This window comes from Salinicoccus halitifaciens (genome assembly GCF_021026095.1).
GTDB classification, from domain to species: Bacteria; Bacillota; Bacilli; order Staphylococcales; family Salinicoccaceae; genus Lacicoccus; species Lacicoccus halitifaciens.
The window spans coordinates 67,634-81,583 of record NZ_JAJNCU010000002.1 but is presented as its reverse complement, the minus strand read 5'-3'; the positions used below and the strand labels follow the sequence as shown (position 1 = coordinate 81,583).

10 protein-coding genes are annotated in these 13,950 nt (G+C 49.6%); all 10 read right to left on the bottom strand.

Going from position 1 to position 13,950, the window contains the following annotated elements; genetic code table 11:
* Nucleotides 1–95: 95 nt before the first annotated feature.
* Nucleotides 96–1,385, bottom strand: coding sequence for an acylphosphatase (locus LPW40_RS05055; protein ID WP_230821142.1), 1,290 nt, complete (start codon nucleotides 1,383–1,385; stop codon nucleotides 96–98).
* 194 nt (nucleotides 1,386–1,579) lie between these two features.
* Entirely contained in the window at nucleotides 1,580–2,995 is a 1,416-nt protein-coding gene (locus LPW40_RS05050) for a sugar-transfer associated ATP-grasp domain-containing protein (protein WP_230821141.1), read from the bottom strand.
* Nucleotides 2,996–3,051: 56 nt separating this feature from the next.
* Nucleotides 3,052–4,404, bottom strand: a complete 1,353-nt coding sequence (locus LPW40_RS05045) for an ATP-grasp fold amidoligase family protein (RefSeq protein ID WP_230821140.1) — start codon at nucleotides 4,402–4,404, stop codon at nucleotides 3,052–3,054.
* Between the two features lie 15 nt (nucleotides 4,405–4,419).
* Entirely contained in the window at nucleotides 4,420–6,447 is a 2,028-nt protein-coding gene (locus LPW40_RS05040; RefSeq protein WP_230821139.1) for a glycosyltransferase family 2 protein, read from the bottom strand.
* Entirely contained in the window at nucleotides 6,440–8,278 is a 1,839-nt protein-coding gene (locus tag LPW40_RS05035; RefSeq protein ID WP_230821138.1) for a glycosyltransferase family 2 protein, read from the bottom strand. The genes LPW40_RS05040 and LPW40_RS05035 overlap by 8 nt, the downstream gene beginning before the upstream one ends.
* 21 nt (nucleotides 8,279–8,299) lie before the next feature.
* Nucleotides 8,300–9,988 carry an ABC transporter ATP-binding protein gene (locus LPW40_RS05030; protein WP_413775989.1) on the bottom strand — a complete coding sequence of 563 codons (1,689 nt, stop codon included), beginning with the start codon at nucleotides 9,986–9,988 and terminating at the stop codon, nucleotides 8,300–8,302.
* Between the two features lie 41 nt (nucleotides 9,989–10,029).
* On the bottom strand, nucleotides 10,030–10,809 hold the full coding sequence (locus LPW40_RS05025; RefSeq protein ID WP_230821137.1) for an ABC transporter permease: 780 nt from the start codon (nucleotides 10,807–10,809) through the stop codon (nucleotides 10,030–10,032).
* Nucleotides 10,810–10,832: 23 nt separating this feature from the next.
* Entirely contained in the window at nucleotides 10,833–11,645 is an 813-nt protein-coding gene (locus LPW40_RS05020; protein WP_230821426.1) for a glycosyltransferase family 2 protein, read from the bottom strand.
* Nucleotides 11,646–11,649: 4 nt separating this feature from the next.
* The gene (locus LPW40_RS05015; RefSeq protein WP_230821136.1) at nucleotides 11,650–12,792 is read right to left on the bottom strand and encodes a glycosyltransferase; all 1,143 of its coding nucleotides are present in this window, start codon (nucleotides 12,790–12,792) and stop codon (nucleotides 11,650–11,652) included.
* Nucleotides 12,793–12,809: 17 nt separating this feature from the next.
* Nucleotides 12,810–13,934, bottom strand: a complete 1,125-nt coding sequence (locus LPW40_RS05010) for a glycosyltransferase (protein ID WP_230821135.1) — start codon at nucleotides 13,932–13,934, stop codon at nucleotides 12,810–12,812.
* Nucleotides 13,935–13,950: the final 16 nt, after the last annotated feature.

Here is a 13,950-nt window from a genome sequence, read left to right as displayed (position 1 = left end):
CTATATGCTTTCGAGGATTTCTGACATGTTTGATTACATAATATATTAACACAGAGTATATATGTAATTCCCTATTTTCCGTTATCGGTATCTTTTCATTTTGCAGATTTAATTTCAAATCCAACTTTGACTTCTTTTTTCCAGATGTATTCTTTGACATTATGCACTCTGGCCCTTTCTGGCCCTTCATAGCATGCCTCTTTGAATGCATCAACTTTTTCTTTTTCCGGTCCTGCCACTACAACCACGACTTCCCCATTCTTCAAATTTTTGGCATATCCATGAAGTCCATGCGCTATCGCCTGGTTCTCCGCCCATATTCTGTACCCTACTTTTTGGACTTTGCCTGAAACGACATATCTTTTGGCATATATTTCACCGACAGGTGCGTCGGTGATTTCGACCTTCTTCAACTGGTTGGCCCTCAACTGTTTAAGTATACCTGTATAATTGAAGAATAAACAATCGCTTGTGGTCATATCCTTCGTTTCAGGGAAATAATAATCGATGATTTTTTTTGAAACATTTCGGGCCTCTCCGTACAGAGGGAAAGTATGGAGCGCGGTGCTGCCGGTGGAATTGATTTCAATCACTGTACCTTTACCCTCATTTACAATCAAATCCACACCCGCATGATGGAGGCCGGGAATCGCCCTGACTGCCTCAACTGCCGTCAAGGCTGCTTCTTCACCCAATTCATCCGTGATATCTATTGAATCTCCACCGGCTGATATATTGCTCTCACCTTTTAAAAAGACAGTTTGCCCGCTTTCCGGCACACTCATCAGATCTAAGCCCTGATTCGATAAGTAACCCTTCATTCTGTCATCTACTTTTATGAGTCGTGTGGACATATGTGGATTCAATTTACGCATTTCATTCTTCTCTTCGACCAGTTCTTCAATTGTACTCTGTCCATCTCCGGTAATATTTGCAGGAATCCTTTTAGTCGCCGCCACAACTTCATCACCTACAACATATACACGCACATCATCTCCAAGAATATGCTGCTCTGCCAGAAAATCTTTATAATCATAGGTCTTCTGTGCATATTCAAGGCTTTGGAAAAAAGTTTCCTCCGATTGGATGTTCGTTGTCACACCTTTACCGAGACTGCCAAATGTAGGTTTGAGTACAAATGGCTTTTCCATCCCTACCATTGATTTCTTGAGCTCCTCCAGTGGGGTGTCAGATGTGAAGCTGAATCCCCTGGGGACTGTCACACCTGCTTCAGTAAGCAGCTTTTTAGTCGCTTCCTTGTCTGTTCCTGTATCTACTGCTTCATTCGAGATCATATCTCCACGTGTCCTGTAAAAAAAATGCGTTTTATCACTTGAAGAGAGGGAGAAAAGCTTTCCGATGGGATCAAAACCGATCAGTTTCATATCCGTCAAGTCTGTCCGATGGTCGTAAAAAGTCAGGGATAATCCCCTTCTCCAGCCTTCCAAGGCGACCAAATAAGCATCTATATTGAATCTGCGTATTCCACGAAGCATTTCTTTAGTGAGCCAGCTCGGGTAAATTTCCGTCATAATCTCTCTCCAACCTGTATACGTGATTTTTTATAAAGTGCAGCACTTCATTTCTTAAGCAGCGACTTCACTTTCCGGACAGGGCCGGTGATCCGCCAGCTTGTACTTTGTTCCACCTTTTCATATTTCTTTTTATAATGATTCAATTCTCTCATTAATTCTTTCTTTTCTTTTTTAGTTTTGGTTTCCAATCTTTCTTTATCTCTTTGAAGGGTTTCGATTTTCTTTTCTATGACAGCCGCTGACCTTTTTTCAGAAGCTTCTTTAATTTTCTTTTTAAGCTCGATGATTTCTGCTTCTTTTTTCTCTTTTTCTCTTTCCATACCGGCTTTTAGTTTTTTCTTTCTCTTATTGAAATATTTGCCCATCGGAACTTTGTGGTTTTTGATGACTTTAGCCTTCACATGAGCCATTACTTCCTCTGTCATATCTCCGAAAATGGACCTTTGTGAAACCAATTGATAAAAAGAGGTCGATCCTGCAAAATTCGCTTCGATGAAGACAGGCTTCCAGTCAACACCGACTGCGATATCCCAAGACACAAAATCTAGGTGCAGGAAGTTCTTATGGGTGTCTTTTACAAATTGTTTGAATTCCTCATAATTTGGTATCGGCTGAAGGTCCGCGATTTTGAAACCGGTCGTCGGATGTTCCGTGAACTTTTCCCCACTTTGACCAATTCCATATTCAAAAAATTCACCATTATCCTTCACGCCTACCCTTGGACTGCTTTCAACATTTGCGTTGTCCCTGATATCACCGTCACTGCCGAATCGTGCAAAAGCCAGCAAGTACCTTATCTCGTTCTTCCATCTGAATGTCACCATCCTGATTGTATTGACTGAACCGGGGTGCGGTGCCGCCATATTCGGATGTTGTTTCAGCATTTCCTGGACAATGAAATTACCACCAAATTTTTTCAGTAGTGCATCAATTCTTATCTCTTCATCACCTATAAAAATCTTATCATCCTGAAAAGAGAGTCTCGAAATACCGGTGCCATTGTTGCTCCGGCTGGGCTTGATAATCATATTGGTGCCCGCATCCCTCAGAAGTCCGGAGGCTTCCTCGATATCGATTTGATCGTACCCGGGATTGAAGTATTTTCCATTAATCGCCCTCAAAACGGATACTGCAGAGTTCGGAGGCTTTATCACCAGGTCGTATATATTTTTGTCTCCGTAAAACTCCGTCAGATTATAATCATTGAAGACCGGGAGTACTTCATAGTTCATTATATTTGTGGGAACCAATCGAACATCTTTTCGCCCAGTCAGATTCATAAAAGCAAGATGCAGCGCAGTCCTCGGTTTCAAACTTGATTTTTCACTCCAGTAAGCTTTGGCTTCGAGAAGAAAATCTTCGTCAATCTCTTGTAATAATCCAGCATCATACCAACTTTTAAAACTTGCGGAATTAGTCCGCATTCCAAGCTTCCTGTACTTCTTAAAATCTTCAGACATCATCTTGCCCCTTTCCGAGACCTTAATATTGGAGATTCTCATTTCCGGTCAATTTCTTAAAAAACGAACGTCTTCTGCTCCATCAAATCCAGGAACAACCGGCCTTCTGCTTCAAGGTACATATCGCCCATCCACTGATCTGTCTCCGTATCAAACTCATCATAGTTGCCGGGTTTCGGCGTAAATTCGCCGAACACAAGACCGTCTTCAGATCTCAGGAAGTCGATTCTGATGAACGGCGCCGGGATTTCTTTGCTGATTTTTTGTGCCATTTCAATTTCTTCCCAGCTGACACCTGCACCCTTGAACGGGTCGTTGTCATACTTGCCCGTATGCACCCGTTCGCCGTCTGCCGTCCACCAGCAGTATTTCAGTTCGGGATATCGTTTGATCTCAAGCACCAGGCCGACTTCGCCATAGAAGCAGTAGAACTTGATGTCGCTTCCCGGGATTTTATTCTCTCTGTCTTCCATGATGAGTTCTTCCATCATCCAATCGTCTTCTTCCACCCAGCCGCTTTCAATGTCTGTCTTCATGCTCGCGGTCAAGGCTTCTTTACTGTCGATCGCCCTCGCACGCTTGAGGTCGATTATATCATTAAAGTCATGGATCAGGTACACACCCCTCGCCCCTGCGCCGTCCCTCGGCTTCACGACTGTCCGGGGTTCAAGCGGCAGTTCATCCGCTTTGTAAGTCTTATCCAAAGTCCACGGCCGTCTGATTGCGAGTTTATCAATGAACGCATAGGCCGCCTGCTTATCATCGAGTACGTACTCAGGCAGTCCTCCGGTCAGCTGATGCTGCCTGATCCGCATGTTCAGAGAAGCCCTGAAGGAAGCCGCCTGCTTCAGCTGCAGGCTGCCGGTCAATGCTTCACGCATCATGAACTCCGGGATGTCCTCGATCTTGAACCCTTGAAGAAGCGTCGAATAAACCGCTTCCCTGAGCTCGTCCCGTTCATGCATGAAGAGCCTTGCGGCATACGTCAGCGCATCGATGTAATTTTCATCATGCTGCCGTTTCTCCCTGACCGCGCCTTCTATGTAATCGAGGAGGCGCGCATCATTCTTCATTTCCCTGACGGAATGGCGTACTTTGACGCTGTTCATCGAACGACTGTCAAGCTTTGAGAGATGCAGCGCTTCTTTCGTCTCTTCAAGCTCTTTTTTGACTTTATCCAGCTCTTCCCGGAGCAGGGTGATTTCCTGCGCGTCGTCCTGACCTGTTCTGAACTTTTTCACAGGTCCGGCCGTCTGGTACGTCCTGCTGCTTTTAATTTGTTTGATCCGTTTATCGGCCGCTTCTTTTTCCCGCTCCGTCTTATTGATCTCAGCTTCCGCCTGCATCAATGCCCTGATGAGCGCCCGCTTCTCTTTCTTCCGTTCATCCGCCATGTTTTCCACCACCATATTTATAAGGGATTTTTATATGATCCAGTCATCCAGTTTGGATGTGTAATCCGTCCAGTTCTCCGCAGAGAGCCTGATCTGCTTTTCATTGATGTCTTCACGCACTGAGGCATCTGCTGGATACCATTTTACCTCTTTGCCTGCATATTCTGAAGCATTACGTGTGCACTGCCTGAGCTGCCTGCAGTTTTCCTCGAGCACTCCGCGCACAACCCGCGCCTTTACAACGGGCGTAAATGCCTGATGTTCCAAAAATACGCCGGGGTGTTTGATGAGCAGTACGTCTGCTTTGATGTGCTCCCCATATACCAGCATCTGTACATCTCTGCCGTCGATCACCTGCCGGATGCTTTCATCAATACTCTTCAGCATATTGAAATCGTAATGGGCCATCTGGATGAGCCCGGTGCGGAGCCCGCGCCGTTTGTTCAGTTGGATTTCCTTGATCGTCCCCTGGTGATGTCTGCCGGCCATCCTGAAATCTGCAATGATCACGACATCAAAATGGCGGTATCCATCCGGCTTCTCTTCCCTTTCGGTCCACATCGGTTCCGGTACGGGGTACTTCCGTTCCGTCTGGTTGTAAGGGTAGTGCAGTTCCAATTTATCAGCCTTCCTGTGGAAACGGCCGTGGGCTTCTGCGTATTCTTTCCGCACGCCCGCAAGGAATCCTTTGTAGCCGAAGGCGGAACTGCCGGTGAGCGACCCCGACGATTGCCTTGGGAACGACAGCGGTCCGCTGTCGAGATCCACAACTGCCTCACTGCCGAATACGGCTGCAATGCGCTTTTTATACTCGCTGTCCGCGGCGAAACGCACAGTATCCCAGTAACCGATATTTTCTGAAACCTGCCGTCTTCTGAACATCAATGATGACATATTTGAAAAAATATAAGTACCGGGTGTCCCTCTTCTATGGAGTTTCAATTCTTCGGTCAGCCTTGCATGCGCCGAAGTGTTGGCGATCACGTCTCTGTTGTCCATCAGATGCCTCACCTGTATCTCGATCTTCTCGGGATGCGACCAGTCATCCGCATCATTGATGGTGACGAATTCACCCGTCGCCTCTTTCAATGCAATGTTCCTTGCCACATACGGCCCGCTGTTTTTCGGGGTGGAGTGCAGTTTGACCCTCGGGTCCCTCTCCGCATACTCTTTTACGACAGCTTTGGTGTCATCCGGGCTGCAGTCGTCCACGATGATGAGTTCGATATTGCGCCATGTCTGGTTCAGGATTGATTCAATCCCTGTTGCGATGCCTTCCGCCGCATTGTATGCCGGCATGATGACGGTGACTTTCGGGCCTTCCGTCTCACGCGGTGTCTCTGCTGCGAGGTCTTCATACGTACTGCCGTCGAATTGGATTGGAGTGAGTCCGTAGAGGGCCATGGCCCTGTTGATCCACTCCGCCCGCTTGGCCAGATCATCTTCCAGGTTCGCCATCGCAAGATGGACATCCGGATGATTCTGATTGATTACGGCCTCAAGTATCTGCCCGGCAGCATCTCTGCTGCCTGCACGGTCTGCGCATTCCGCTGCGATGATCGCCGCACGGCGCAGGAAATCAGCGTCTTTTACACCCTTCACGGCATCCGGCAAATATTCAAAAGCGCGCTTTGCGCCGGCTTCGGTGTGTTTATTGGCGTGCCAGAGAGTGAGTTCCCAGGCGGCCGCCCTTTTCAGGCTGCCGTCCCCTGTCTCATGCACTGCTTCAAGGTCACGGAGTGCTTTCTCCGTAAAGCCGAGATCGTACAGATGATAAATATAGGGCTTGAGTTTGTTGCGGGCGTCTTTTTGCCGGTAGGCCGGGCTGTATAATTGCTTGCGGTTCCGCCTGCCGAGTGCATATCCGCCCGCCGCACGGATGAATCCTTTCACGCTTTGCGGCAGACTCTTTGCATTCCCGATGAACTTTTCAGCATTCCGGAATTCAGCTTCTGCTGCTGCAAGCGCCTGATATGATTCGGCTTTGTCCGCTTCGCTCCTCGCGAGCCTTGCACGGGCTGCCTGCAGTTCAGCCGTGAGCTGTTCATTTTCAATCATGCGACATACCCTCCGCCCTCATGCCAAAGTATTCTTCCAGACGCTGCTGGACTGTTTCCAGCTCCTGCGGCTCAAGTTTTTCCAGATTTTCCGCCGTGAGCTTATCTGCCCGGATTTCCGGCCGGTATTTCTGCCAGACCGTGAGTACGCCGGGACCTGTAATGATCAGCTCTTTTGCTTTGATCTTCTCGCCGTAGACGAGCACCTGGAGATCCTCCCCGCCGAGCATACTGCGCAGGTCATGCTGCATGCCGCCTTCGATGTCCAGGTTATATTCATACAGCTGCACCAGGCCGATGCGGCTGTGCTGCTTCTTCAACGCGTTGATCTTATATATATGATAAGTGCTGTTCTGCCTGAAGTCCCCTGCAAGGACGACATCGAATTCCCTGTAGCCGTCCGCCTTCTGCTCCCGTTCCGGCCACATCGGTTCCGGCACCGGGAACGGCCGTACGGCCTGAGGATAAGGGTAGTAGAGGTTATCTGCGGTATCGTGGTGATGCTCAAGGCTCTCGACATATTCTTTTCTGACGCCCATGAAGAAGCCGTCATAGCCGAATGCGGAACTGCCGGTCAGTGAGGATACGGACTGTCTCGGCAGCGACAGCGGCCCCGATTTCAGGTCGACGTAGCTCTTCTGGCCGAACGTTTTGATCAGACGGCGCTTGAATTCACCGTCTGCAGCAAAACGCACACTGTCCCAGTAGCCGATCCTGTCGAGCACTTCTTTTTTCCTGAACATGATTGAAGACATGTTCGGGAATATATATTTCCCGGGGGTGCCCCTCCGGTACAGTTTCAATTCTTCAGTGAGGCGTGCATGCTCGGAAGTGTTCGCGATCACTTTCGGGTTGTCCATCAGATGCCGGACCTGTGTTTCGATCTTTTGCCTGTGGGACCAGTCATCCGCATCATTGATGGTGATGAACTCACCCTTGGCCTCCTTCATTGCGATATTCCTTGCAACATACGGCCCGCTGTTCTTCGGTGTCGACAGCAGCCGGACCCTCGGATCTTTATTGACGTATTCCTTCACCGTCTCCACTGTCGCATCCGGGCTGCAGTCATCGACGACCAGCAGTTCCAGGTTCCGCCATGACTGCGCCAGAATGGATTCGATGGCGACCCGGATGCCGGTTTCTGCTTTGTAGGCCGGGAGGATTACGGAAACTTTCGGCCCCACGTCCACTGTCCCATCAGCAGGCATCGTGATGAGATCGTCATAAGTCGCACTGTCGAAGCCTGTGTTGAAGCCGATCGGCGCGAGGTCATACATCAGGAAAGCCTTATTGATGAATTCCATCCTTTTTTCGAGGTCTTCCTCGAGGTTCGCCATCGCGAGATACAGGTCGGGGTGCGGTGCTTTATCCAGCTGCTTCTGCAGGAGTTCCTGTGCATGCTCCCTGTGCGACAGACGGTCGAAGCACTCCGCTGAGACGATGACGATCCTTCTCTGCTGATCCGGGCTGTCCTCGCCTTCTGTAGCCAAGGGCAGATATTTGACCGCAGCCTTTGCACCTTCCAGATCATTCCTGTTGGCATGCCAGAGACTCATCTCCCAGGAGATGAGTCTTCTGATTTCACCATTATCCGTCCGGTCCAGGAAGTCATCCATATCACTCAGGGCTTTTTCCGTAAACCCCAGATTATAAAGATGGTGCTTCAGCGCTTTCAGTTGTTTTCTCTGCTGGAATTTCTTCCCGTTCAGCAGGCGTACAATCTTCTCTTTCTGCTTTTTCGAAAGTGCATCACCGATTTTTTTGCGCTGCTTCTCGTCAAGCATCGAGTAGACAAGCCAGTCCACCGGCTTCGATATTATTTTCTTGAGCATTCAAGGCACCACCTTCATATATCATTTTTGGGTCGTCGCTTTATTTTGCGCCTGCTTTGCGTTCTGGTTGCCGGCACCCGGTTTCTGGTTCACGGCCTTTTGGTTCTGTCTGCCATTTGCGGCACGTCTTCGCTGCCCTTGTCTTCCCTGTCTCTGCCGCTTCTGTACGGGCGGCTTCAGGAGGCCCTGGGCTTCCTTGTACTTGTACACCGCTTCCTCTGCAGTGCCGTCATACATCACCCTGCCCTGCTCCATCCAGATGCCGCGCGTGCATATCTTCTCTATGAAGGCGAGGCTATGCGAGACGATGATGACGACTTTCGCACGGCTCATCATCTCTTGGATGCGTTCACTCGCCTTCTGCTGGAACGCGAGGTCGCCTGTCGACAACGCTTCGTCAACGATGAAGATGTCCGGCTGCAGGTTTGCAGCGATGCTGAATCCGAGGCGGGCCTTTTGCCCGCTGGATAGATCCTTCACTGGCTTTTTGACTTTGTCGCCAAGACCCGTAAACTCAATGATTTTATCAAACTTCTCATCGACACGCCATTTTGGTATACCAAGCAGCAAGGCATTCAAATAAATATTATCTTCACCAGTAAGATGCGGGTTGAAGCCGGTGCCATAGCCGAGTAAAGCAGATGTTTCACCATACAATTCGAGTTCTCCTTCATCTGGACGGAGTATTTTGGTGAGCGCCTTGCAGAGTGTACTTTTACCCGCTCCATTGTGGCCGATGATGCCGACGACCTCGCCTTCCCGGACTTCGAAATTCACATCTTTCAAAGCCCAGAAGTCACCGGTTGTGAGCTTATACTTCACACCGACATCTTTTGCCCGGATGACGACATTGTCCTTCATTTCCGTTTCGGTCTTCCTCAGCTCAAGCTTGCCTCGTTTTTTTCTCTGTGGCCTTTTCGGTACAGTGGCACGATAATTCGCGATTACAGTTTTTGGATCACCGATTTCCCGGACTGTACCACCATCCAGCCACATCACACGGTCACAATTGTTCTGTGCATATCCGAGACTGTGCGTGACCAGGATGACCATTTTCGCTTCTTTGACGAGTGATTTCATCTTCACTGAAGCTTTTTGTGAAAATTTGGCATCCCCCGTGTTCAATGCCTCATCCAGTATGAGTATTTCTGGATGCAAATTTGCAGCGACACTGAAGCCGAGCCTCGACTTCATGCCGCTGGAATAGTATTTCATTGGCTGCTCGAAGAAGTCGCCGAGATCCGAGAAGTCTTTTATATCCTGTATATATTTATCGATTTCCTTCTTATCGATGCCAAGCATCATGCCATTCAGATAGACATTCTCCTTACCCGGCAGTTCCGGATTGAACCCCATACCAAAGGAAAACAGTGCAGTGACTTTGCCTTTCACTTCCATAACCCCGTAGTCTTCCTGAAGTATGCCGGAAATGATTCTTGAAAGGGTGGATTTCCCTGCACCGTTTGAACCGATGATGCCGAGGATTTCTCCTTCATAGCCTTCAAAGGTGATATCTTTCAATGGTTGGACCAATGCTCTTTCTGGAAGCTTCCAATCACGAAAAAATTCCAGGATTCTGGATTTTAAATCTGCTGCGTGGTTCCCTGAAAAGAACGTCACACCGACGTCTTTCGAGTCCACGATTGTTTTTCTTTTTTCTCCTGTGGGAGCCCCATCTTTTATCAGTTTTGAATCTTCGTTTGAAGTCAATTCAAAAACCCTCTTTATAAATATATTCGCTTATAATACGACTATAGTGACTTGATGATTTTATGTTCGTTTTGACTGTAATACCACAGCATGAATACGATTATTACAATGGATGCAGCCAAAATGATTCCAAGCCCTAAAAAGTTTGGCAGATTGCCATACATCAATATGTCCCTGTAGGATGTGACGATGACTGCAATCGGGTTATAAGTGACCGCCCAGCCGTATTCCGGTGGTAGCCTGCCGCCTTCCCAGATGATTGGAGATGCATAGAATAATACTCTTGTGACATATTGCAAAACATTCTCAAGATCTCTTACAAACACAGTGACATACGCCAGAATCATTCCGATGGCGAGCAAAAATATCGTTTGTATGATGATCAGCAGCGGCAGGAAGATAACTTCCCATCCCGGCATTACACGGAACCACGCGAGGAACGCCGCAATAACCACGAATCCGAAAGCAAAGTTGAACAGTTGGGTCAGCGTGAATGATATGGGGAACAACGATTTCGGTAGATACACCTGGCTTACAATCGAGCTGTACCGCATGATTGACCCGGATGAAGACCCCAGTGTTGCACTGATACAACGCCAAACAATCAGACCAATAACGAGAAATAATGGAAAGTCTTCGGTGCCTCCGCGATCCAATATGACGACAATGAGAAAATAAAAGACCAATACGTTCAGGAGCGGATCGAGCAGCCACCACAAATAGCCGAGATAGCTGTTGCGGTGCTCCGCCTTCAGGCCGGACCTCACAAGATAATATAGCAAGTCTTTACGACTCAGCATTTCCTTCAAATAAGTTTTCATGATTTAAAATGACACCGCCTAGTTTACTCGCGTCCGGGGTTTTTATTTCCCGGACCTCTGTTCAAAGCAATTTTGTAATCGATCAAGTCTTTCACGGCAATCACTGCATAATGGCCGAAATACCACAGCGTCTTCGGGAGGCTCTGGGATTCGATATGCCTGAATACATACCAGTTGCGCTTTGCCGCTTTCCATTTGTTGCTTGAGATGGAATCGCCGACGACCCTGTACTTTGCGAGCACATCCGCAAGGCCGTGGGCCGTGAACCCGCGGCGTGTCAGTTCGAGCCACAATGCATAGTCCTGACGCGTGCGGATATCCACCATCTTCACATCCCCCGTCTTTTCCCGGTCGAGCATGACGGTGAGGCAGCCGATGACACAGCGCTTCATCAGTGCATCCCAGTCCACCGTCGCGGGCGTCCTTGAAATGTAATCCGTCTCCGTGCCGTCTTCCAGCGTGCGTACATATGCTGTGAATGAAAACGCGATATCCTTATCCTTCATGAATCTGAGCTGGCGTTCGAGCTTTTCAGGCGTCCAGCTGTCATCGCTGTCGAGAAAGGCGATATAGCGCCCCCTCGCATTTTCGATGGCGGTGTTCCTTGCCACTGCTGAGCCGGAGTTCTCCTCGAGCTCCACCAGCCGGATGCGGTCGTCTTCCGCCTGCACCTCTTTTATATATTCAACCGTCTTGTCCTTGGACTGATCATCCACGATGATCATCTCCCAGTCGGAATATGTCTGGTCGAGGACGGACTGTATCGTTTCTTTTATGAATCGTTCCGCATTATATGCAGGTGTGATCACCGACACCGTCGGTATGTCCTGATTCATCATTTCATGCCTCCTGTTCCCTCTCGGACCCTCCGAGCGCATCGTACCAGCGTACGAGCTTCCTTTCCTGGGTCTCCCAGTTCAGTTCCTCCATCACGGCCCTTTTCCCGTTTTCACCCATGCGGGCGGCCTCATCCGGATGTTCGCGCAAATAATCGAGTGCACGTTTAATCGCCGCGTCATCTTCCGGATCGACCGCTATGCCGCATTCATATTTTTCAATAAACGCCTGCCATACCGGGAAATCGGAACAGATGACGGGGAGTCCTGCATTCATATATTCGAAGAATTTCGTGAGTTCCTTCTTTTTGTAATGCTCCGTCGGCGGGAACAGCGCGATGCCCGCAAGCCAGTTCCGCTCAAGGTACCTTTCCTCGATGACTTCCTTTTCAATGAAGCTGTCGATGCCTTCTATATGGAGCCTGCCGGATGCACTGCCCGCCACTTCATACATCTCTTCGGCAAGTTCACCCGGGCATTTGCCGACAAAGTGCACTTCGATGTCCGGATCCAGCACCGGCAGCTTCGCATGCTGCAGTGCGCCCCTGACATGCGAGACGTTCCCGGTGTAGAGCACCCGGTCCTCTGCCGGCCCGGTGCGCGCGTTTCGGAGGAATTTTTCATTCACCGTCGGATAGTTCAGTATCCACACGCCGTCAGGGTACCGCTCTTCGTAGTATTTCTCCGCGAGCGACAGACCCATGCCCCTGGTGAAGAACTTCTCCATCAATTTATATCCGGAAGCGGCGAACCTTTTGACGGGCTCACTCAAGTAATCCTTCTGCATGATGCTTGTGATGTAATCTTCATGGATGTCATAGATGACCGTATGCCCTTTCTTCTTGAGGGCCCATGCTGCAGGCATCAGCTCCGGATCGTGGAAAGTGATGATGTCCGCATCCATGGATTTCGCCTGCCTGTACGCATCATAAGTGCCGAAGACCATGCGGGCGAGCCTCGACTTATACGTCTTCAGCATAATGTGGGGGATGGTTTTATCCGCCTCATTCCGCTTCGGATCGCGCCTTGCGATCAGTGTGACGTCGAACCCGGCCGCCTGGAGTGATTTGCACTGCTTATGGTAGATCCTCGGATCATAAGGGTGATGGACGGTCGTCATATGTATCACGCTTTTTTTTCTTTCCATAATGACTCTCCTGTTTTTCAAGTTTTTTTCAGTACGTCCGTAAACATCCGCTCGTACTGCTTCACGATTTTTTCTGCATGGAACATCCCGGCGCGCCGGAGCCCTTTTTCGATGATGGCCTGTCTTTTCTCCTCATCCAGCTTCAGCATATATGAAATGCCTGCCGCAAGAGCCTCTGGATCGGAGGGTTCGCACATCAGCCCGTATTCTCCGCCATCCAGCACTTCCCCGGCCCCGGGGTGCGCTTTTGCGGAGACGACCGGTGTGCCTGTTGCGAGCGCTTCGGTCAGCACATGGCCGAAGCCTTCCCGGACGGAGGATAATACGAACAGGTCCGACTGCGCGAAGTAGGCATAGGGGTTGCGCCGGAAGCCCGTAAAATGGACGGCATCCGCTATTCCCAGGTCTTCTGCCAGCTGCTTCAGTTCAGCCTCAAGCTCACCTTCGCCGAGTATCATCAGCCGGGTGCCCGGCATTTCTTCCTGCACCGACTTGAATGCTCTGAGCAATGTCTTCTGGTCTTTATCGTGGTGGAAGCGTCCCGCGGTGATGATGACTTTGCCGCCGCCCTGGAAGACCGCCTGATGCCCGGGATCAATATCATCCTGAGCCATCAGCGCCTGGATGCCTTCCACGTCCACCGGATTATATATAATATCAATTTTATCAGAATTCACTTTATATCGCTTAATAATATTGTCTTTCACGCCTTCTGACAGCGCGATCACCCGGGAGGCACGCCTGTAAAGGAATCCTGCAAAGCGCAGTTTGGCATCCTCCTTCGCCGTGCCGCCGAGGTAGGCCGCCTCCCTCACCACATTGACGGCCGGCGTGCGTGAGAGTATCGTCGCAAGAAGGGCCGTGATGTTGTAATTCGGTATCGTGCTGAAGACGATGTCGGGACGCTCTTCCCTGATCACTTCCGAAAGCCGGGTCACGGCACCCCGGAGCCGCTTCGTCTCAAGCTTTATGAAGGGGACATCCGCAGCCACATACTCCTCATACCCGCCTTCACGGTCGAGCGTCACAAGAAGGGGTGTAAACTTCATCCGGTCGATGTTGTTGATGATGTTCAAAAGCGTCCGTGCCGCACCGCCGCCGCCCATCCGGTATATGAAAAACAGTATTTTCTTCTTCTCCATAAATGTTCAAGCCTTC